Consider the following 20,888-nt stretch of genomic DNA (forward strand, 5'->3'; position numbering starts at 1 on the left):
GGGAGGTTTTGATGCGCGTGCGCAGGGCTGCCCGTTTGGTACGTGGGCTGTTGGTCGCGATTTCAGCGACGGGCTTGGCAGTGTCCGCCCACGCTCAGGAAAAGAAGATCAAGATCGGCGTCGTTTTCGATTTGACCGGGCCTCTCGCCGGCGGCGGCTCTGAGCTCGGCTATATCGGCGCAAAGATCGTCCTTGACCATTTCGCCAAGACCGGCGTCGAGGGTTACAAGATCGAAGCGGTCTACGCCGATGCGCAGAGCAAGCCTGACATCGCGATCAACGAATCCGTCCGCCTGCTCGAGCAGGAAAAAGTCGACATGGTGCTCGGCTTCTTCTCCTCGGCGCAATGCGTGCCGGTCGCCGCGCGCGTCGAGCAGCTCAAGAAGTTCATGTGGATGACGACCTGCATCTCGTCGGCCGTGTTCAACGAGAAGGGTTACAAATACGTCTTCCGCCCGCAGGCGAGCGGCGACCAGTTCGGCATGATGACGATGGATTTCATCGCGCAGAACGCCAAGGCGAAGTTCGACAAGGAGCCGAAGGATCTGCGCGTCGCCATCATTCACGAGGACGGCGCCTATGGCGTCGATGTGTCCAGGGGCAACGAGGCCGGCGCGAAGAAGGCGGGCTTCAATGTCGTGATGAAGGAGGGCTATTCGGCCACCGCGCCTGACCTCTCTGCGCTGGTGACCAAGTTGAAGCGCGCCAAGCCCGACGTCATTTTCCACACCGGCTACAACCCTGATATCACGCTGCTGCTGCGTCAGGCGCGCGAACAGGGGCTGAAGTTCGGCGCGCTGATGGGGCACGGTGCGGGTTACGGCGTCTATGAGAAACTGAAGGAAGGCATGGGCGCGGATGCCACCTACATCTTCAACACTGACCCGATCTCGATCTGGCTTGCCAACCAGAAGACCATGGATCCCAAGCTTCCGCCTGTGATCAAGATGGTCGGCGAGGAATTCGACAAGATCCGGCCCGGCGTCGCAATTCGCTCGGCGCATGTCGGGATCGGTGCGTCCAACACCTATGTGTTCATGAATGACGTGCTGCCGCGCGCGATCAAGAAATATGGCGGGGTCGATCCGGATGCGCTGCGCAAGGCTGCGCTCGACACCGATATTCCCGAAGGGGGCACCATGCTCGGCTTCGGCGTCAAATTTTACGGCGAGGGCACGCCGATGGCCGGACAGAACGAGCGCTCGTTCCCGGTCGTGATCCAGTACATCGACGACAAGTCCTCCGTGGTGTGGCCCAAGAGCCAGGCGCAGCGCGAGGCCGTGCTGCCGCTGCCGAAGGGCACCACCTACAGCAACCAGTAGCGCCAATGCGCGCAGAGAGGAGAGCGGGACGGTGCTGGAAGTCAGCGGGCTGGTGAAGCGGTTTGGTGGCTTCACCGCCGTCAACAATGTGTCGTTCAAAGTCGATCAGGGCGAGATCCTCGGCCTGATCGGACCCAATGGCTCGGGCAAGAGCACGATCTTCAATATGCTCTCGGGCACGCTGGCGCCGACGTCCGGTTCGATCCTGTTCGGCGGCTCCGAGATCGCAGGCCTTCCGCCGCACCGGATCATCAACAGCGGCATCGGCCGCACCTTCCAGATCCCGCGGCCGTTTCGTCGCCTGACGATCTTCGAGAACGTCGCGCTCGCCGGATTTTACGGCCAGGGCCGCCACAGCCGTGCCAGGGCCGAGGAGGCGGCCGAGCGATCGCTGGCGATGGTTGGCTTGCCGACCGATCGCCATGCCAGCGTCGATGGCCTCGGTGCGGCCGGCCTGAAGAAGCTCGAACTGGCGAAAGCGCTCGCCACCGCGCCAAAACTTCTGCTGGCCGATGAGAGCCTCGGCGGCCTCGACGAGGCCGAGATGGGGCAGGCGGCCGACATGCTGCGCAACATCCGCGACGAGCTCGGTATCACCATCATCTGGGTCGAGCACATCATGGGCGTGCTGATGCGCGTCGTCGATCGCGTGATGGTGCTCGATCACGGCGAGAAGATCTCGGAAGGTTTGCCGAGCGCGGTTGCGGGCGATCCCCGTGTCATCGAGGTCTATCTCGGCACCGACGCCGAGACCACGCAGGCCGCGGCCGCCGCAGCGCGCCGCCGCGCGGGGGTGCAGTGATGCTGGAGCTCCGCGGCGTCAATGCCGGCTATGGCACGTTCCAGGCACTGTTCGACGTCGATCTCGACGTGAAGGCGGGTGAGGCTGTCGGCGTCATCGGGCCGAACGGGGCCGGCAAGACCACCTTGATGCGCGTCATCTCCGGCCTGATCCGTCCCTCGCGTGGGTCGATCAGAATGGAAGCCGTCGACGTCGTGGCCACGCCGCCGCACAAGATCGTCAGCCTCGGGATCGCGCATGTGCCGGAGAATCGGCGGCTGTTTCCGCAGCTCTCGGTCGACGACAATCTCAAGATGGGCGCGTTCATGAAGGAGGCGCGCGACCACTACGCCGAACGGCTGGACGTGGTGTTCGAACTGTTTCCGCGCCTGAAGGAGCGCCGCCACCAGATGGCCGGCACCATGTCCGGCGGCGAGCAGCAGATGTGCGCGATCGGCCGCGCGCTGATGTCGAATCCCAAGCTGCTGCTGCTCGACGAGCCGTCGGCGGGGCTCGCGCCAGTCGTGGTGCAGCAGGTGTTCGAGCTGGTGAAGCGGATCCGCGCCAGCGGGCTGACCGTGCTGATCGTCGAGCAGAATGTGCAGCAGGTGCTGCGGGTGGTCGATCGTGCCTACCTGATCGAGGCGGGCACGATCAGGTCCTCAGGCACCTCGGCCGAGATGCTGGCAAGCGACACGGTCAAGGAAGCGTATCTCGGGGTGTGAGGTTCATGCGGGCATGCAAGCGTTTTTAGACATTTTCGACATCTACCTGCTGGAGGCCGTGATCAACGGCATCCTGCTCGGCGGCGTGCTGGCGCTGCTCGCGCTCGGGCTCAATCTGATCTTCGGCGTCATCGACGTGACCTGGATCTGCTACGCAGAGCTGGTGATGATCGGCATGTACGCCATGTATTTCCTGGTGCAGTATTACGGCATCAGCTATTTCCTCGCCGCGCCGCTCACCATCCTGCTGGTCGCGGTACTCGGCGCGGCGCTGCATTACCTCGTGATCGCTCCGCTGCTCACTGCGCCGCCGATCAACCAGTTGCTCGCGACCGGCGGGGTGCTGTTCGTGCTGCAGAGCTTTGCCACCGTCGCCTTCGGTATCGACTTCCGCAACCTCGGCATCCGCCTGCCGGTGCTCGCCTTCGGCGAGATGAATTTCAGCTACGCACGACTTCTGTCCTTCCTGGCTGCGCTGGTCGGCATGGTCGCGGTCTATCTGTTCATGACGCGGACCTTCACCGGCACCGCGATCCGGGCGATCTCGCAGGACCGGCAGATCATGGCGCTGATGGGCGTCGACACGAAGCGGATCTATCTCATCACCTCCGCGATCGGCGGGGGGCTGGCCGGGCTCGCCGCCTGCCTCCTTGTGCTGCAATATGACGTGCATCCCTTCGTCGGCCTGTCGTTCGGGCCGATCACTTTCCTGATCTGCGTGCTCGGGGGGTTAGGCAATTTCATCGGCGGCTTCATCGCCGCCTTCGTGTTCGCCGAGATCATCTCGCTCGGCGGCCTGTTCTCCGATCTCGAATGGGGCTACGTGCTCGCCTTCGCCTTCTTCATTGTCATGATGTTCATCCGGCCCGCGGGCCTGCTCGCGAGGCGCCGATAATGGGGCGGGGACGACTTGCAGCTTGGGCGGTGGGATTGGCGGCGCTGGTCGCGCTGCCTTTCATCTATCGCGATCCCTATCATCTGCACATCCTGGTGCTGATCCTGATCTGGTCGTTCGCCTATACATCCTGGTCGATGATGGGGCGGTTCGGCCTGGTCTCGCTCGGCCATGGCGGGTTCATGGGGATCGGCGCCTATGTCACCGCGCTGCTCTGGAATCACCTGGGATGGTCGCCCTGGATCGGCATCCCCATCGGCATGGTCGCAGCCGGCGCGCTGGCGCTGATCGTCGGCTATCCCTGCTTTCGCTTCCGCATCACCGGGCACTATTTCGTGCTGGTGACGCTCGCGCTCTCCGGCATCGTGCTCCAGGTCATCACGGCGACGCGCGACTACACCGGCGGCTCGCTCGGCTACACGCCGAACCGGGCCGCGGGCAACAAGCTCTGGGCGCTGCAATTCGACGACAAGATCACCTGGTACCTGATCGCGCTCGGAGTCTGGCTGTTCGGCATCGTGGTCTGGCACTGGGTCGACCGCAGCATGGCCCGCTATGCGCTGGAGGCGATCTCGGAGGACGAGGACGCCGCGGCGGCCGCCGGCGTCGACGTGACCGCGGAGAAGCTGAAGATCACGCTGCTCAGCGCGCTGATGACGGCGCTCGCCGGTGCGATCTACTGCCAGTACCAGATGTTCATCACGCCAGACACGGTCAGCGGCATCGCGGTGTCGCTCCAGATGGTGTTCGCGGCCATCGTCGGTGGCCTGTTCGTCTCGCTCGGCCCGACCTTCGGCGCCATCATCACGATTATGCTGGCAGAGACCCTGCGCATCGGCTTTGGCACCAAGGCGGTCGGCTGGGACAATCTCGTCTACGGCGTGCTGCTCGTGCTTTTCATCATATTCCTTCCGAAGGGCATCCTTGGTAGCTTGCTCGACCGATTGAAGCCGCAACGCAAGGTGCCCCGCGCTCATGAGCAAGAAGCAGTCCAAATCGCTCGCCCAGGAACTTGACCGCTACGTCACGCCCTTCCACTACGATGGCTCGGGCAAGTTTCATCTCAAGGACCACAACACCGACGAGAAGGGCGACCTCGACAAGGAGAAGGCGCAGGAGATTCTCGAGGCCAACAAGAAGCGGCTGATCGCGTTTCAGGAGAAGCTCTACGCCCAGGACCGCTGGTCGGTGCTGATCGTGTTCCAGGCGATGGACGCCGGCGGTAAGGATTCGGCGATCAAGGCGATCTTCGAGGGCATCAATCCGCAAGGCTGCGCAGTCAGTGCCTTCAAGGCGCCGAGCAGCAAAGAGCTCGACCACGACTTCCTCTGGCGCCACGCGGTCGCGCTGCCGGAGCGCGGCCATATCGGCATCTTCAACCGCTCCCATTACGAGGAATGCCTGGTGACGCGCGTGCACCCGGAGATCCTCGCCAAGGAGAAGCTGCCGCAGAAGGTCCTCACCAAGAACATCTGGAAGGAGCGGTTCGAGGACATCTCTGCGTGGGAGCGCTATCTCTCGCGCAACGGCACCGTGGTGCTGAAATTCTTCCTCAACCTGTCCAAGGACGAGCAACGCGAGCGCTTCCTCGACCGGCTGGAGGAGCCGGCCAAGCAGTGGAAGTTCTCGATGGACGACATCAAGGAGCGCGCGCTGTGGCCGCGCTATCAGGCAGTTTATCAGGACATCGTCCGGCACACGGCAACGCCGCATGCGCCGTGGTATGTCGTGCCGGCCGACCACAAATGGTTCGCTCGCGTCGTGATCGGGTCGGCCATCGTCGCGGCGCTCGAAAAGCTCGATCTGCGCTTCCCCCGCGCCGACAAGGCCTCGCTGGGCGAATTCGACGAGGTTCGCAAGGCGCTGGAGAAGGAGGAGAAGGCGGACAAGAAACAAAAAACGCGAAAACAACCCCATGCACAGTAGCCGGGGATAGCGAAATCAATGACTTGAAGGCCAGCTCGATCGATTGCGGATTTGTCGAAGCGGTTTGACTCGTCGGGCAAAACAGGGGTATGATGTCATCATCCCCAATCCCTCAGTACCCACGCGCCAACCCGTAGCAGACGCGCTCTACATTTGCGGGAAGGGCAGTCTCGTAACTCGTCCACTTCTCGTGTTTCGGCAGCGGTGAATCCGTCGCCCTGGAATGGAACGCGCCCTCAAATGTGATTTGCGCGCCATTGATCTTGCTTGACAGTCTTGCGTCACGGGAGGACCATCCCAATGGTCGCAAACAAGCGACGCGCAACGTCCACATCAAGAGCAAGGGGAGGTCTATGACACCACCTCCGCAGAACCAGCCGCGTTAAGTGCGATGGAGCTCGTTCGGACTATCGCATAGCGGCAGAAACGCGAACGGCACGCCGGGCCAAGGTCTAGTGGGCTGCATCAGTGTGGCATAGCCCCTACCTGCCCGGCGCTGTACTCTGCATCAGATCGATTGCATCACAGCGATCATGTCGGATGGCCGTAACAAGGCCGCCGCGCTTTTGACATCCTGCTTCTCTCCTCCTCCTCATCGCGTCATTCCGGGCCGACTCCCGGAATGACGCAGGGCGATCGCATATGACGTCTCGGCGGCGCCTGAGCGAGCGCCCTCGTCCTTCGAGACGACCGCTTCGCGGCCTCCTCAGGATGAGGCTCAACTGCATCAATCTGCATTGAAATGCTGCCGCATACTCTTCCCTCGGCTTGAGTCCACGGTTCCCGCTTCCTGCACCGCGGCAAATGCCAAGAGAATGTCGCCTCATTGGCCAACTTCCGACACAGCGCCCGGGCGAATAGCGTCGATCCGACATGATGCATGTGCTTCGGCGGTGACGGGCCCGACGTCGCCGTCGCATTCATTTTTCCCAGGGAATCCCTCGTGTCGCATAAGCTTGCCTCTGCGCTTCTCGCCGCGCTCTTGATCGCGATCTCCTCTCTCTCCAGCACCCGCGCCGCGCCGCCTGCGCCGACGGCAAACAGCGCTGCCGCGTTGTCGCCCGATGAGGCCAAGCGGGCGCTGGAAACGCTGCAGGACGACAAGAAGCGCACGCAGATGATCGACACGCTGCGCGCGATCGCCAATGCGTCCGGTCCACAGCAGCCTGTGCCCGAGCCAAAATCGCCGATCCCGCTCGCGGCCGACGGCCTCGGTGCGCAGCTCATGCTCACCGTGTCTGAGGAGATCGGCGAAATTTCGCGAGACGTCGCCGATATGGCCAGGACGCTCACGCATTTCCCGGCGTTCTATTACTGGATCGTGCGGACCGCGAACGATCCCGCGGCCTACAATCTCCTGATCGAGATCGCCTGGAAGCTCGGTCTGGTGTTCGGCTGCGCCTTTTGCGCCGAATGGGTGATGTTCCGTCTGATCCGGCGCCCCGTCGTGTTCCTGGAAGGGCGCATGCCGCAAACGGCGCGTCTGCCGGTGCAGGTGTTGCCCATTGCCGATCCGCCGTCATCGGTCGCCGATGTCACCCCCGCGCCCGAACTGCACAGGCGCCGCCACAGCCTGGCGCGGGCTTGGCAAATCATGCTGCGGCTGCCCCTCGTGCTGGGACGCTTCCTGCTCGAGCTGCTACCCGTGTTGGTCTTTGTCGGCGTCGCCACGGCGCTGCTCGGCACCGAGATCGGGGAGCCCACCACCGTCCGTCTCGTGATCCTCGCGGTCGTCAACGCCTATGCGTTCTCGCGCGGGCTCATCTGTGTGGTCCGTGTGCTGGCGGGACCGTTCGGCTTGTTTCCGGTCAAGGCCGAGACCGCTGCCTATATCGAGATCTGGGCGCGCCGTATCGTCGGTGTCGGCGTCTCCGGCATCGCCTTTGCGAATGTGGCGCTGCTGCTCGGCCTGCATCGCGGCGGCTATGCCGCGCTCCTGCGCATGGTGATGCTGGTCGTGCATCTCTTCATCGTCGTGATCATCCTGCAATGCCGCCGCCAGGTCGCCGAAGCCATCCGCGCGCCGGCCGACCGGCAGGGGATCGCGGCGGGACTGCGCAACCGCATTGCGGGCGGCTGGCATTATCTCGCCATCGCGCTCGACCTGGCGCTATGGGCCGTGTGGGCGCTGAACATTCGCAACGGCTATTCGTTGCTGCTGCAATATTTCGTCGGCACCATCGCTGTGGCGCTGATCACGCGTGTCGCCATCATGCTGACGCTCGGCCTGATCGACCGCGGCTTCCGCATCAAGCCGGAAATCCTCCAGCGCTTTCCAGGCCTCGAAATCCGCGCCAATCGCTACCTGCCGCTGCTGCGCAAGATCGTATCTGGCGTCATCGCCTTCATCGGTCTGGTGGCCGTGCTCGAAGTCTGGGGCGTCGACGCCATCGTCTGGTTCTATGGCGGCCAGATCGGCAGCCGGCTGATCTCGGCGGTGGTGACGATCGGACTTGCCGTATTCATCGCGGCGGCGATCTGGGAAGCCAGCAACGCGCTGCTGGACCGCCAGATCAACACGCTGTCGCGCGACGGCCACTATGCCCGCGCCGCGCGGCTGCGGACCTTTCAGCCGATGCTGCGCACGGCCTTGCTGTGCGTGATCGCCACCGTCGTCGGCCTCACGGCGCTCAGCGAGATCGGCGTCAATGTCGCGCCGCTGCTGGCGGGCGCCGGCATCGTCGGCATCGCCATCGGCTTCGGCTCGCAGAAGCTGGTGCAGGACCTCATCACCGGGCTGTTCCTGCTGCTGGAGAACACCGTCCAGGTCGGCGACAGCGTCAGCGTGTCGGGGCTATCGGGCGTGGTCGAGAACGTCTCGATCCGCACGATCAGGCTCAGGGCCGGCGACGGTGCCGTGCACATCGTGCCGTTCAGCGCGGTCACGACCATCACCAATGCCAGCCGCGGCGCCGGCAATGCGTCCGTCAGCGTCAACGTCGCCTACAAGGAGGATACCGATCGCGCCGGCCAGATCCTCAAGGAAATCGTCGACGAGATGCGCCGCGAGGTGGAATTCCGCAGCCTGATCCGCGGCGATCTCGAGCTCTGGGGCATCGACAAGGTCGACGGAGCCATGGTGTCGATCGTCGGCCAGATCCGCTGCACCGAGGCCGGCCGCTGGCCGGTGCAGCGCGAATTCAACCGCCGCATGAAGCAGCGTTTCCAGCACAACGGCATCGAGGTCGCATCCGCCACCCAGACCATCCTGATGCACATCGCGCCGCCGGCCGATAGCGCCGCTCATCTGACGCCGCGTCGAGCGGCAGGATAGGGCGTGCACCCCTAAACGTCGGCTTACCAATCCAAAGCGGAAGTCTCCCACCCTGCGTGTGATCGGCGGCTCGTGACCCGAAGCGGATATCCCTGCAGGGATAACGTCAGCAGGCAAGAGCCGACGATCTATTCCTGTATCTTCAACCTTTTGTTAGCTTCGGTTCAATTTGGGAGATGACCCAGTTTGCTGAAGGATGGCAAAATCACGGATTATGACGGGGTGGCTGACCATAATAAAATCGATCGGCGGGTTTGTCGCCGGTTGGGGCGCCTGCGTATTAGTAGCTTGGATAGGGCTTGCCCAGCTGTGCAACTGGTACACGACAGGAGGACTGCTCGTCTCGTTTGGACGCGGGGTGGACAACCTCCGCCACTGGCAGATCATCACTTATGAAACTCACCCTATAGGCTTGGTTGCGCATCTCGCTCTTTGCGTGATGATGGCTGCATTGGGACTGGCGTTGTGCGCAGGGCAGCTTTTGGTAATTCGAAGATGGTGGCTGAATAAACCGAAACCGACCCGTGAGTGACGTCGTCGCGGCTGGCATCCCTGTTAGATGATAGCCGATGTCGGCTATTGGCCCGTACCCGACCTCGCGGTGCATCCGGTCGAAGGTCGCTTGTGACCCCAAACGGACATTTGGACTCGCCGCCGACGTGAGCGCTAACGGCTCTATTTTGGAGCGCCGGTCTGATTACCCGAACCGGTGGTCTGTTCGCTTTCCGGCCGGCCCGGAGGGTGCGCAGAAGCGCCCGGCTTGTCTTGATCTGCCACGAACCCGGACTGTCCGGAATTGCGTGTCTTGAGCCCCTTGTCTGCATCACGCTGCATCTGCTCGTTGGGCTCGCTAGTCTTGAGCCCACTGTCTACACCACGGTGCATCTCCTCCTTGGTTTGCTCACTAGGTGCGGCCTTTTGCTGTTGGGCCACTGCTTGGAAGGCAATCGCGCTTCCGGCAACGACTATCATCGCGAGAGTTGTTGTTCGCATGCTTTCCTCCAGTGTGTTGCCCCGTCTCCCTAAACGCGCGGACTTCCCAGTGTTTCCTAGTTCCGATTGCTATTTCAAAAGTACGCCGAACGATCGGATTGGATGGGCTCAAAATGTCGCCTATTGGCCCAACTCGGACCTAGGGTGAGGTGCGCCAACACGGCCGGTATCGGAGGCAGGGCGGACCTCACACGAAGTGCAGCGCGAGTTTATGAGTACATGTCCTAAGCGGTCCGGCATCATTTCCGGCTTGCCTCCATCCGTTCGACAGCGTTCACTCCAGCTCCAGCCCGCTGACAACATGCGGGCGACAAAAAGGGTGGGAGAGATTGATGCGGGGGCGGTGGGTTGGACTGCGCGGTCATGTGATCGTCATTTGTGCGTTGCTCGGAAGTGCAGCGTGGACTGCTCCAGCGAGAGCGCAGCCGTTCCCATCGCGCCCCATCACTCTCGTGGTGCCGTTCGCGGCGGGCGGTCCGACCGACACGCTGGCGCGCATCCTGTCCGAACGCATCGCCGCCGAATTGCACGCGACGATCGTGGTCGAAAACGTGGCGGGCGCCTCCGGCAGCATCGCCGGCGCCCGCGTGGCGCGCGCAACGCCTGACGGCACCACGATCACGATCGGCCATTGGGGCACGCATGTGCTCAACGGCGCGATCTTCAAGCTGCCCTATGACGTGATCGCAGATTTCGAGCCGGTCGCGATGATCGCGATGGGCACGCAGCTCATCGTCGGCCGGAAGTCGCTCGAGGCCAACAATCTGAAAGAGATGATCGCGTGGCTGAAGGCCAACCCCGGCAAGGTGACTGCCGGCACGGCCGGCGCCGGCACGGGTGCCCACGTCGCCGGTGTCTTCTTCAAGGAGAGAACCGGCACCGACTTCCAGTTCGTGCCCTATCGCGGCGCGGGGCCCGCCATGATCGACCTCGTGGCCGGGCAGATCGACATCATGTTCGATCAGGCCTCGAACTCGCTGCCGCATTACAAGAACGGTGCGATCAAGGCGTTCGCGGTAACGTCGCCGACGCGGCTCGCCTCCGCACCCGATATCCCGACGGTCGACGAAGCGGGGCTGCCCGGTCTCTACATCTCCTACTGGCACGGCATCTGGGCACCGAAGAACACGCCGAAGGAGATCGTCACGAAGCTCAACGCGGCCATCGTCACCGTGCTTGCCGATCCCGCCGTCAAGCAGCGGTTTGGCGAATTGGGGCAGGAGATTCCTCCGTCCGATCAGCAAACGCCCGCAGCGCTCGGATCCTTCCAGAAGGTCGAGACCGAGAAATGGTGGCCGATCGTGAAGGCCGCCGACATCAAGGCTGAATAATACCCTCCTCATCCTGAGGAGCCCGCGGAGCGGGCGTCTCGAAGGATGCGCCGCGGGCGAGATGGGGCCTGCATGGTTCGAGACGCGCGAAGACGCGCTCCTCACCATGAGGAGCGGGAGCGTTACGGCATTAACCTTTGCCCGTCACCAAAACCTCGCTGCGGTGCGGGATCACAATCATTGCCGCAGTTTTCTGCGTCCTTGATCTCAGGTGAGCGCTGGCCGACAATGCCCGCCCTTCAATAAGAAACTCCCTGGGGGAATTCGTGAATAGACCTGCTCGGGTCAGCGCCCATTCGACATCGTCCGATTCCGTGCACGGCATGGCGCTGCTGCGCGATCCCCTGCTCAACAAGGGCACCGCCTTCACCGCGCAGGAGCGCGACGATCTCGGGCTGCGCGGGCTGCTGCCGCCGTGCGTTCTGACGATGGAGACCCAGGTCGAGCGGGTGCTCGTGAATCTGCGCACGCTGCCGACCGATCTCGAAAAATATGTCGCGCTGAATGCCTTGCATGACCGCAACGAGGCGCGGTTCTTCCGCATCGTCGTCGACAATATCGACGAGATCCAACCGATCATCTACACCCCGACGGTCGGGCTCGCCTGCCAGAAATACGGCCTGATCTTCCAGCGTCCACGCGGCATGTTCATCTCCTCGCGCGATCGCGGCCAGATCGCCGAGATCCTGAAGAACTGGCCCTATCCGGCCAAGCTGATTGTCGTCACCGATGGCGAACGCATCCTCGGCCTCGGCGATCTCGGCGCCAACGGCATGGGTATTCCGGTCGGAAAACTCTCGCTGTATTCGGCCTGCGCCGGCGTGCATCCCGAAACGTGCCTGCCGATCGTGCTCGACGTCGGGACCAACAACGAAGAGCTCCTGAAAGACCCTTATTATCTCGGCTTGCGCGAGCGGCGGCTCACCGGCGAGGCCTATGACAGCTTCGTCGACGAGTTCATGGTCGCCGCGCGAAAGATCTTTCCGGGTGTGCTGATCCAGTTCGAAGATTTCGCCAATCATTCGGCATTCAAGCTGCTGCACAAATATCGCGACGAGGCCTGCGTCTTCAACGACGACATCCAGGGTACGGCTGCGGTCGCGCTCGCCGGCCTCTTTTCGGCCCTGCGCGTCAACGGCGGCAAGCTCAGGGATCAGCGCATCCTGTTCCTCGGCGCGGGCGAGGCCGCGACCGGTATCGCCGATCTCGTGACGTCCGCGATGATGGCGGAGGGCGTCTCCGAGGCGGAAGCGCTCCGCCGCAACTGGCTGGTGGATTCCCGCGGCCTCGTCGTCGGCGGACGCGAAGGCCTGTCCGGTCACAAGCTCCGTTATGCCCATGCCGACCAGGCGCCGGTCGCCGACTTCCTTACCGCGATCAGGACGCTGAAGCCGACGGCGATCATCGGTGTGGCCGCGGTCGGCGGCGCCTTCACGCCCGATGTGCTCAAGGCGATGGCCGAGCTCAACGAACAGCCGATCGTGTTCGCGCTTTCCAATCCGACCTCGAAGGCCGAATGTTCGGCGGAGGACGCCTACCGCTACACCGAGGGCCGCGCGCTGTTTGCCTGCGGCAGTCCGTATGACCCGGTCAAGCTCAATGGCCGCACCTACGTGCCGCGCCAGGGCAACAACTCCTACATCTTCCCGGGCGTCGGCCTCGGCGTTATCGCCAGCCGCTCGCGGCTGGTGACGGACGAGATGTTCATGGCGGCCGCCCATACGCTCGCCGATTGCGTCGGCAAGGACGATCTTGCGCAGGGCAGCCTCTATCCGGCGCTGCCGCGCATCCGCGAGGTCTCGGTCCGTATCGCCGCCGCCGTCGCCGACGTCGCTTTTCAGCGCGGGCTCGCGGACGGACCCGCACCCAATGATGTGAAGGGACTGGTGCAGTCCCAGATGTACGAGCCGCAATACTGACGCTTACATTCACGCCGGACTCGCGGAGGCGGCTCCTCATCCCACCCTCTCCCCGCAAGAACGGGGGAGAGGAAGTGAGAGAGGTGCTCGCGAGAGAATCTGTCTCGATTCAGGACAAGCCAGTGTGGTGGAATCGTCACAGCTAAACGCGAAACGGCTGCGGCCTCAGGCGCGCTTTCGTTCCGACAAGGTTCTGCCCTCATTGCCCGCCGAAACTCGGGGCATTCGGAGGGCGCATCATGTCTTGCTTTGCACGTGCCGAAAATGCCCGGATTTCGTTGGCAACCCTGTGCCGGGTACTGCTCGCCATCATCGGCGCGGCGTCGCTTGCGGCGTGTGCGCAATCGCCGGTCGGCCGCCAGAAGGCCGATCTGGCCGGCACGAGCCGGCAGGCCATCGTCGAGCGTCCGCACAGGGTGGCGGCGCTGCGTCCGCGTCCGATCAGCCGGGCGCGCGTCCCCGACGGCGCAAAGCAAAGCGTCTCGCATGGTGTCGCCAGCTTCTATTCGGATACGGAGACGGCGAGCGGCGAGAGGTTCGACAAGAATGAATTGACCGCGGCCCATCCCAGCCTGCCTTTCGGCACAAAGCTGCGCGTCACGGACGTTTCGTCCGGTCGCTTCGTGACCGTCAGGATCAACGATCGCGGGCCGTATGTTCGCGGACGCGTGGTCGACATCTCTCCCTCCGCGGCCGAGGCGCTGGGCATGGTCGACAAGGGTGTCACCAATGTCCGGCTCGATGTGGTGCAATAATTTGCAGCTATATCGATCCGAAACGCTGTGCTTAACCGGCTGTTAGCCGCCTCCAGCCACCATGGATACCCAAACATTGGGGACTCCAGATCTAAGCTCTTGGGAGGCGGCGTTTGAACACGATCCAGTATCTCGAAGATCAGGCTACACGCGCCGAGCGGCTCGCCAAGCGGATCACGGATACATTGACGATCGAAAAGCTCCTGACCTTCGCAGGCGAACGCCGCCGCGAGATCGAGGTCATCGCCGGCAAGTACCGACGCGCCTGATACTCATCACACCATGCGCGCTCAGCTATGGCTCTCGACGAAGTCGCTGAGATAGTCGGGCAGGGTCATGCCATCGATGTCGCAGCGCGCCCGAATCTCGCCGGCAACGTCGGTCGAGATATCCTTCATCCAGTGCTCGAGCGTGTTGAACGAGATGACCTTGACGGGGTCGTTGAAGCAGCCCGCGACGAGTTCGCCAATCGTGGCGTCGAGATCGCTTCGCTCGACACGGATTTCAGTCGCCTTGTCGAGGCGGTCGATCACCACGAACAAGGTCTGGTCTGCGCCATAGGGCACGACCGGGGCTGGTACGCCGGCTTCAAGCATGTGAGGCACTCACGCCTTCGCTTCCGATCACCATCAACGGGAAAAACCGGAAGAAGGTTCCTGCGCTCAGCCGGTGCTTTCTGCGAAGATCAGAGAAATTCGCGCAGCCGCGCCAGCTCGGTGATGTGCTCAGGCGAGAGGATGTCCGTCACCAGCGGCGGCTGCGCGATCGTGCGGATCTCATAGAGATGCCTGGTCGCCGCCGGCTTCGCCATGAACGCCGAGATGCATTCGTCGAGCGTGCCCTCGATCACCTGGTAGGACGCCCTGTCCGATCGCCGCTGGTTCGCAAGCGATGGCCATTTATGCAGCACCGCAAGGACACCAAAATCGACCTTTGAATCCTCAACCACGTCCCCCATCGTCCTGCCTCACGCAAAAAGAACCCCGGCACACAAGCCTGCGTGCCGGGGCCTACACCCATTACTGCATCTCAATGCCACAGCACCAAACGCGATGACCGGGAAATAGTTCCCGCCAATTATTCGCTTTCAGCTCGCGGCCGCCGCGATCCTGTGTCCCGGATTGGTGCGGCCGTGGCTGGTCTCATCGCCGCGGCCGACCTCGGGCGGAAGCCCGGCCAAGCGCCGCAAGGCCTCGGCCATCTGCACCCGGCCCGGCGCGCCGGTGATGATCACGTCCACCATCGTGAAGGACGAATGGAAATGACCGCGGGCGCGCAGCTGCTCGACCGGGACGCCGGCGGCCGCCATCGCCTCGGCATAGGCGATGCCTTCGTCGCGCAGGGGGTCGAATTCGCAGGTGACGACGAAGGCCGGCGGCAGGCCTGCGACCTTGCCGCGGAGCGGCGAGACGCGCGGATCGGTGCGGTCGGTCGGCGAGCAATAGAGGTCCCAGAACCAGTACATCAGCGAGCGGGTCAGGAAATAGCCGGTCGCATTGTCGTTGTAGGAGGGGCGGTCGAAGGTGCAGTCGGTGACCGGGCAGATCAGGAGCTGACCCGCAATATCCGGCCCGCCGCGATCGCGTGCAAGCTGACAGGTGACGGCGGCGATGTTGCCGCCGGCACTCCAGCCCGCGACCAGCACCGGGCCCGGCCTGCCGCCGAGCTCGGCGGTGTGCTCGGCAATCCAGCGCGTCGCCGCATAGCCGTCTTCGGCCGCGGCCGGGAAACGATGCTCGGGCGCATGACGATAGCCGACGCTGACGAGCATCATGCCGGTCCGCCGTACCATGTCGCGGCAGAACGGTTCGTCCGATTGCTCGTCGCCGAGCACCCAGCCGCCACCGTGGAAATAGACCACGACCGGATGCGGTCCCGGCGTTGTCGGCCGGTACACCCGGTAAGGCAGGGGACCGTCGGCGCCGGGCAGAGTGCCGTCGATGATGTCGCCGATCGGCCGTCCCGCCGGGCGGCCCTTGTTGAACTCGTCGACGAAGGCGCGAGCGCCGAGCGCGCCCATCGACTCGATCTGTGGGAGATTCAGCGACGCCAACAGGTTCAGCACCAGCCGCACATCCGGCTGCAGGCGCACCACCTCGCCGTCATTGCATTGCGCGGCGACATCGGGGCCGGTCAGCTTGAAGCCGAGCATGCCGCGGCTGACCACCTCGTCACAGATGCTGCGATAGGGACCGACGCCGCCGGTGTAGGGCATCAGGCCCTGCACCTTGCCGGGCACGTTGGCGCCCGTGTACCAGGTGTTGGCGAGCCGGTGCAGCGTCACCATCGAGCAGTCGGCCATGTGCCTGTTCCAGCCGGCCTGCGCCGTCTCGGTCGGCTCGATCGTGGTGAAGCCGGCGTCGCGCAATGCCTTGAGCCGGTCGACGACCCAGTCGACATGCTGCTCGATCGACACCGCCATGTTCGACAGCACCGACGGGCTGCCGGGCCCGGTGATCATGAAGAAGTTCGGGAAGCCCTCGACCGTGAGCCCGAGATAGGTCTGCGGCCCCTGCGCCCAGACGTCGGTGAGCGATCTGCCGCCACGTCCGGTGATCGGATGCACGGCGCGGATCGCGCCGGTCATGGCGTCGAAGCCGGTCGCGAACACGATCACGTCGACGTCGACGCTGCGCTTGGCCGTGGTGATCCCACTTGTGGTGATCGTCTTGATCGGCTCCTGGCGCAGATTGACCAGCGTGACGTTCGGCCGGTTGTAGGTCGCGTAATAGTTCGTATCGAGGCAGGGGCGTTTGGCGCCGAACGGATGATCGTCCGGCATCAGCGCCGCGGCGGTCTCGGGGTCTTTGACGGCGGCGCGGATCTTCTCGCGGATCAGGTCCTGGATGATCTTGTTGCCGTCGATGTCGACCGCCTGGTCGGCCCAGAGCTGGGTCAGGATGTGGACGAGGTCGCCGGCCGCCCAGGCGCGTTCGAACCGCTCACGGCGCTCGGCATCGCTTAATTGCCAGCTTACGACCGTTTGCTGCGGATAGGGGACGCCGGCCATCGACTGGCGCGCCTGCTCGCGATAGGCCGCGCGGTCGCCTTGCAGCAGGCTCATGCGATCGGAAGGCGCAGGGCCGTTATGCGCCGGCAATGCGAAATTCGGCGTGCGCTGGAACACGGTCAGGTGTGCGGCCTGCTCGGCGATCAGCGGGATCGACTGAATGGCCGACGATCCCGTGCCGATCACCGCGACGCGCTTGCCGGCGAGATCGACGCCGTCATGCGGCCAGCGTCCGGTGAAATAGACCTCGCCCTTGAAGTCCTTGACGCCGTCGATCTCCGGCGGCTTCGGCGCCGAGAGGCAGCCGGTGGCCATGATGTAATGGCGGCAGGAGACCGGCGCGCCATTGTCGGTGGTGAGCTGCCAGCGTTCGGTCGCCTCGTCCCATTTCGCTTCCGTGACCTTGGTCTTGAAGCGGATGTCACGCCTGAGATCGTAACGGTCGGCGACGAAGCCGAGATAGCGCAGGATCTCGGGCTGGGTCGCGTATTTCTCGGACCAGGTCCAGGCGGTTTCGAGATCCGGATCGAAGGTGTAGCTGTAGTCGATGGTCTGGATATCGCAGCGCGCGCCGGGATATCGGTTCCAGTACCAGGTGCCGCCGACGTCGCCGGCTTCTTCGAGGCCGACTGCCGTGAGGCCGGCCTTGCGCAGCCGGTGGAGAAGGTAGAGGCCGGCAAATCCGGCGCCGACCACGGCAACGTCGACCTGCTGGCTGGTTCCGCGCCCCGCGTCAGAGGCACGCGCAGCAACCATTGCATCAGGCATGGCATTTCCTCCCGTGTGTTTTGTTTTGCCGGCAGGCTATCGCTGCAGGTTCGGCTTGTCATCACGCCATGTGCAATCTTCGGTAGCCATTTGCGGCGTCATCATGGCCGCGTGAATGTTGCGGCAGCACACGCATCGCGATGCACAAGAGCCGTGATTTCCCGGGCTAATCAGGGTCGATCCATCTGTGTATGCTCTTGTTTTGCCACGCGTGCCGACGGGCGTCATGACAGAGTTGAGTGAGCGGACCAAAGCGAACATGGACGTCGTCCTGGAGGAGACGTGCCGCCAACTGCCGCACGGCGGCGATCACGACAGCCGCAGGTTCATCGCCCAGCGGCTGATCGAGGCGGCGCGGTCCGGTCACACCACGCTCGGTGAACTCGGCATCATCGCACGGCACGCACTGGCGGAGCTTGTCGCCAAGGGGAGCTAGGCGCGGCCGCGACGCTTGCCTCGCAGCGGGCCACGGACATAACCTGCCTAAACCTTTTCGCGCATCGAGATGCTCCGAAGATGCGGTCCGTGTTCGCGCTGTTTGCGACGTCTCTCGTCCTCTGTTGCGCCGGCTCGGCCGCGGCCCAGCCGGTTGGCCAGTTTCCATTTGCGCTGACACGTGAAGGGCAGATGCTTGGCGCCGTCGAAGGCGAAGTGGCCTCGTTCAAGGGGCTGGCCTATGCGGCCGCGCCGATCGGGCCGCTGCGCTGGCGTCCGCCGCAGGCTGCGCCCGAGAGTTCGGAGATGCGCACCGCCTATGCCTATGGCGCGCCGTGTCTTCAGCCGTCGCTGCCGGGATCGAGCGAGGATTGCCTTACGCTGAACGTGTTCCGTCCGTTCGGGGTCGATGGCCCGCTGCCGGTGATGCTGTTCATCCACGGCGGCGCTTTCGTCAGCGGCACCGCGAACGATCCGCTGTTCGACGGTGCGAGGCTCGCCCAAGCTGGCGTCATCGTGGTGACCGTGAATTTTCGCCTCGGCGCGTTCGGCTGGCTCACCGATCCCGCGCTGTCGGAAGACGGCTCCGGCAATTACGGCCTGATGGACCAGATCGCGGCGCTGCATTGGGTCCACGACAACATCGCGGCCTTCGGCGGTGATCCGAACAATGTCACTCTGTTCGGCAGTGGCGCAGGCGCGACCTCGATCGCGCTGCTGATGCTGTCGGCGCAAGCGCGCGCGCTCTTTCAGAAAGCCATTCTGCAATCGATTCCCGGCCGTGCGCGCCTGCGTTCGGCACAAGAGGCCGAGATTGTGGGCCGGCAATTCGTGGCGGCGTTGGGGCGACAGGCCGATTTACGCACAGCCGAGCCGCGAGCTCTGCTTGCCGTCGAAAAACATCTCCTGGAAAAATCGCCGCGCAGCTTCGCGCCGACGATCGACGGAAGTCTGGTGAGCGAGGACGTCGCCGCAGGCTTCGCGGCCGGACATGAGAGCCGCATTCCCCTGATCATCGGCTCGAACGACGACGAGACGGGTTTCGACGAGCTGGATCTCCGGGAGGAGCTGGCGTCGTCAGGTACCACCAGCGATGAACTGCGCGGGCTCTATCCCGACCTCGCCAGACCTTCCGTCCGCGCGGCAAGATTCTACACCGACAGGGTCTTCTCCGAGCCGGTGAGATTGCTGGCACGCCTGCATGCCGCCAGCGGTGCGCCGACCTTTCGCTATCGCTTCGCCTATGTGCCGGAGGCACGGCGCGCAAACCCCGAGGGCGGTCACGGGCGAGAATTGCAGTTCATCTTCGGCGTCGAAGGCGTGCCCGGTGCGGGCATCCTGTCACGAGCCGATCGCGAGGTCGCAAATCGCATGCGCGCCTACTGGATCAATTTCGCCAAGAGCGGCGATCCCAACGGTGCGGACCTGCCGCATTGGGATGCGGCCGCAGACAGCGATCGCCTGCTGCTGATCACGAACGATCGCATCGCGAGCGGAGACGACCCCTGGTCGGAGCGCCTGGACCGGTTCGGGCGTTAGGGCAGGATGAGTTGGACTTAAGCCGCGAGTTCGACGCGCGGCGCCGGGCTCAGCCGGTCTTCCTCCAGATAATCCATCGCGCCGTCCTTCTCGACGGCATAGAACTGCTGGCCTTCCTTCGACCTGTAGGCTGCGCGAACGACGCCGCGACGGCCCTTGTCACTGTTGACGACGTCCCCCAACGCAAACTTCTTCATTTCACGTCCCTGGCTGCTGGCCGACTCCTTCGGCCACGCCCGGGATTCTGGGCGGAAAATCGTTAACGTCTTGCTAACCATACGGGTTTGCCTATGCTCGCGACCGATCGCGCGGGCAGCTCGCACGCGCATGTTGCCAATGACGAGCCTGAGCCCATGGTGCGATTTCCGACCTTCTTCCTGTCCCATGGCGGCGGTCCCTGGCCGTTCATGGAGGACAGGCGGGTGCAATATGCGAAGACCGCCGAGGCGTTCGGCCGGCTGCCGCAGCTCTTGCCGGAGAAGCCCAAGGCCGTCCTCGTCATCACAGGACATTGGGAGGCTGACGCCTTCACCGTGTCCACCTCGGCGCATCCGCCGATGGTGTACGACTATCACGGTTTTCCCGAGCACACCTATCACCTCAAATATCCGGCGCCGGGCCGGCCCGAGCTCGCCGCGGAGGTGAAGGCGCTGCTCACGCGCGCGAGCGTCGATTGCCGGGAGGATCCCAACCAGGGTTTCGATCACGGCACCTTCGTGCCGCTCGGGCTGATGTATCCGAACGCCGACATGCCGATCGTGCTGTTGTCGCTGAGATCGAGTTACGATCCGGCCGAGCACATCAAGGTCGGGCAGGCGATTGCCTCACTGCGGGACGAAGGCATTCTGATCGTCGGCAGCGGTCTCACCTATCACAACATGCGCGGATTCGGCCGTGCCGAGTCGAAGCCGGTCTCGTATGATTTCGAGGCGTATCTGAACGAGGCGATCAGCCACAAGGACGCGGCGCGCCGCAACGCGATGCTGGTTGACTGGGAGAACGCACCGAGTGCGCGTCTCGCGCATCCGCGTGAAGATCATCTGCTGCCGCTGATGGTGGCCGCCGGCGCTGCCGGCAGCGACGCGGGCAAGCGCGTCTTCGTCGACGAGGTCGCGAATGTCGCGATGGCATCGTATGTGTTCGGAGGGTGATCTTCCTTCTCCCCTTGTGGGAGAAGGTGGCGCGAAGCGCCGGATGAGGGGTTCTTTCTGCGAG

At 63.8% G+C, this 20,888-nt stretch carries 19 protein-coding genes; 14 read left to right on the forward strand and 5 right to left on the reverse strand.

From position 1 onward, the window contains the following. Window positions 1-11 precede the first annotated feature (11 nt). The 7 genes from AC0L27_RS12110 (at window position 12) to AC0L27_RS12140 (ending at window position 8,923) form a co-directional block, all read left to right on the forward strand. Window positions 12-1,322 (forward strand): ABC transporter substrate-binding protein, encoded by a 1,311-nt coding sequence (locus AC0L27_RS12110; protein ID WP_473319147.1) that lies wholly within the window; start codon window positions 12-14, stop codon window positions 1,320-1,322. A gap of 31 nt (window positions 1,323-1,353) precedes the next feature. Continuing rightward, complete coding sequence (locus AC0L27_RS12115; protein ID WP_275173513.1) at window positions 1,354-2,124, forward strand: ABC transporter ATP-binding protein; 771 nt, start codon at window positions 1,354-1,356, stop codon at window positions 2,122-2,124. Next, window positions 2,124-2,828 (forward strand): ABC transporter ATP-binding protein, encoded by a 705-nt coding sequence (locus AC0L27_RS12120; RefSeq protein WP_473319148.1) that lies wholly within the window; start codon window positions 2,124-2,126, stop codon window positions 2,826-2,828. Before AC0L27_RS12115 ends, AC0L27_RS12120 begins: the two co-directional genes overlap by 1 nt. Before the next feature lie 13 nt (window positions 2,829-2,841). Continuing rightward, complete coding sequence (locus AC0L27_RS12125; protein ID WP_354205495.1) at window positions 2,842-3,723, forward strand: branched-chain amino acid ABC transporter permease; 882 nt, start codon at window positions 2,842-2,844, stop codon at window positions 3,721-3,723. Further along, window positions 3,720-4,739: a branched-chain amino acid ABC transporter permease gene (locus tag AC0L27_RS12130; protein WP_473319291.1), complete on the forward strand. Its 1,020-nt coding sequence runs from the start codon at window positions 3,720-3,722 to the stop codon at window positions 4,737-4,739. Before AC0L27_RS12125 ends, AC0L27_RS12130 begins: the two co-directional genes overlap by 4 nt. After that, window positions 4,699-5,649, forward strand: a complete 951-nt coding sequence (locus AC0L27_RS12135) for a polyphosphate kinase 2 family protein (RefSeq protein ID WP_473319150.1) — start codon at window positions 4,699-4,701, stop codon at window positions 5,647-5,649. The genes AC0L27_RS12130 and AC0L27_RS12135 overlap by 41 nt, the downstream gene beginning before the upstream one ends. Before the next feature lie 943 nt (window positions 5,650-6,592). After that, window positions 6,593-8,923: a mechanosensitive ion channel domain-containing protein gene (locus AC0L27_RS12140; protein WP_473319151.1), complete on the forward strand. Its 2,331-nt coding sequence runs from the start codon at window positions 6,593-6,595 to the stop codon at window positions 8,921-8,923. 675 nt (window positions 8,924-9,598) lie between these two features. Here AC0L27_RS12140 and AC0L27_RS12145 read toward each other — a convergent pair. Next, window positions 9,599-9,916, reverse strand: a complete 318-nt coding sequence (locus AC0L27_RS12145; RefSeq protein ID WP_275173519.1) for a hypothetical protein — start codon at window positions 9,914-9,916, stop codon at window positions 9,599-9,601. A 332-nt stretch (window positions 9,917-10,248) separates the two neighbouring features. On the opposite strand from AC0L27_RS12145, the gene AC0L27_RS12150 reads away from it, so the two are divergent. From AC0L27_RS12150 to AC0L27_RS12165, 4 genes are all read left to right on the forward strand, one after another. Then, the gene (locus AC0L27_RS12150) at window positions 10,249-11,247 is read left to right on the forward strand and encodes a Bug family tripartite tricarboxylate transporter substrate binding protein (protein ID WP_354060717.1); all 999 of its coding nucleotides are present in this window, start codon (window positions 10,249-10,251) and stop codon (window positions 11,245-11,247) included. Window positions 11,248-11,513: 266 nt separating this feature from the next. Then, on the forward strand, window positions 11,514-13,166 hold the full coding sequence (locus AC0L27_RS12155) for an NAD-dependent malic enzyme (protein WP_473319153.1): 1,653 nt from the start codon (window positions 11,514-11,516) through the stop codon (window positions 13,164-13,166). Window positions 13,167-13,405: 239 nt separating this feature from the next. After that, window positions 13,406-13,921 carry a septal ring lytic transglycosylase RlpA family protein gene (locus tag AC0L27_RS12160; protein WP_473319154.1) on the forward strand — a complete coding sequence of 172 codons (516 nt, stop codon included), beginning with the start codon at window positions 13,406-13,408 and terminating at the stop codon, window positions 13,919-13,921. Between the two features lie 113 nt (window positions 13,922-14,034). Further along, on the forward strand, window positions 14,035-14,190 hold the full coding sequence (locus AC0L27_RS12165; protein ID WP_167358282.1) for a hypothetical protein: 156 nt from the start codon (window positions 14,035-14,037) through the stop codon (window positions 14,188-14,190). Between the two features lie 21 nt (window positions 14,191-14,211). On the opposite strand, the gene AC0L27_RS12170 is transcribed toward AC0L27_RS12165, so the two are convergent. From AC0L27_RS12170 to AC0L27_RS12180, 3 genes are all read right to left on the reverse strand, one after another. Then, window positions 14,212-14,517 (reverse strand): hypothetical protein, encoded by a 306-nt coding sequence (locus tag AC0L27_RS12170; RefSeq protein ID WP_247358856.1) that lies wholly within the window; start codon window positions 14,515-14,517, stop codon window positions 14,212-14,214. 89 nt (window positions 14,518-14,606) lie between these two features. Next, a complete protein-coding gene (locus AC0L27_RS12175; protein WP_106946928.1) occupies window positions 14,607-14,879 on the reverse strand; it encodes a hypothetical protein in 273 nt (90 codons plus the stop codon). A gap of 129 nt (window positions 14,880-15,008) precedes the next feature. After that, a complete protein-coding gene (locus AC0L27_RS12180; protein WP_473319156.1) occupies window positions 15,009-17,699 on the reverse strand; it encodes a flavin-containing monooxygenase in 2,691 nt (896 codons plus the stop codon). A gap of 226 nt (window positions 17,700-17,925) precedes the next feature. Here AC0L27_RS12180 and AC0L27_RS12185 point away from each other — a divergent pair, with 226 nt between their 5' ends. After that, window positions 17,926-18,135: a hypothetical protein gene (locus AC0L27_RS12185; protein WP_275173525.1), complete on the forward strand. Its 210-nt coding sequence runs from the start codon at window positions 17,926-17,928 to the stop codon at window positions 18,133-18,135. A gap of 80 nt (window positions 18,136-18,215) precedes the next feature. Beyond that, window positions 18,216-19,673 carry a carboxylesterase/lipase family protein gene (locus AC0L27_RS12190; protein ID WP_473319157.1) on the forward strand — a complete coding sequence of 486 codons (1,458 nt, stop codon included), beginning with the start codon at window positions 18,216-18,218 and terminating at the stop codon, window positions 19,671-19,673. Window positions 19,674-19,690: 17 nt separating this feature from the next. Here the strand turns inward: AC0L27_RS12190 and AC0L27_RS12195 are convergent, their stop codons facing one another. Next, window positions 19,691-19,870: a hypothetical protein gene (locus tag AC0L27_RS12195; protein ID WP_027519499.1), complete on the reverse strand. Its 180-nt coding sequence runs from the start codon at window positions 19,868-19,870 to the stop codon at window positions 19,691-19,693. Between the two features lie 156 nt (window positions 19,871-20,026). On the opposite strand from AC0L27_RS12195, the gene AC0L27_RS12200 reads away from it, so the two are divergent. Then, window positions 20,027-20,824 carry a DODA-type extradiol aromatic ring-opening family dioxygenase gene (locus AC0L27_RS12200; protein WP_473319159.1) on the forward strand — a complete coding sequence of 266 codons (798 nt, stop codon included), beginning with the start codon at window positions 20,027-20,029 and terminating at the stop codon, window positions 20,822-20,824. Window positions 20,825-20,888 lie beyond the last annotated feature (64 nt).

This window comes from Bradyrhizobium sp. Ken51 (assembly GCF_055807435.1).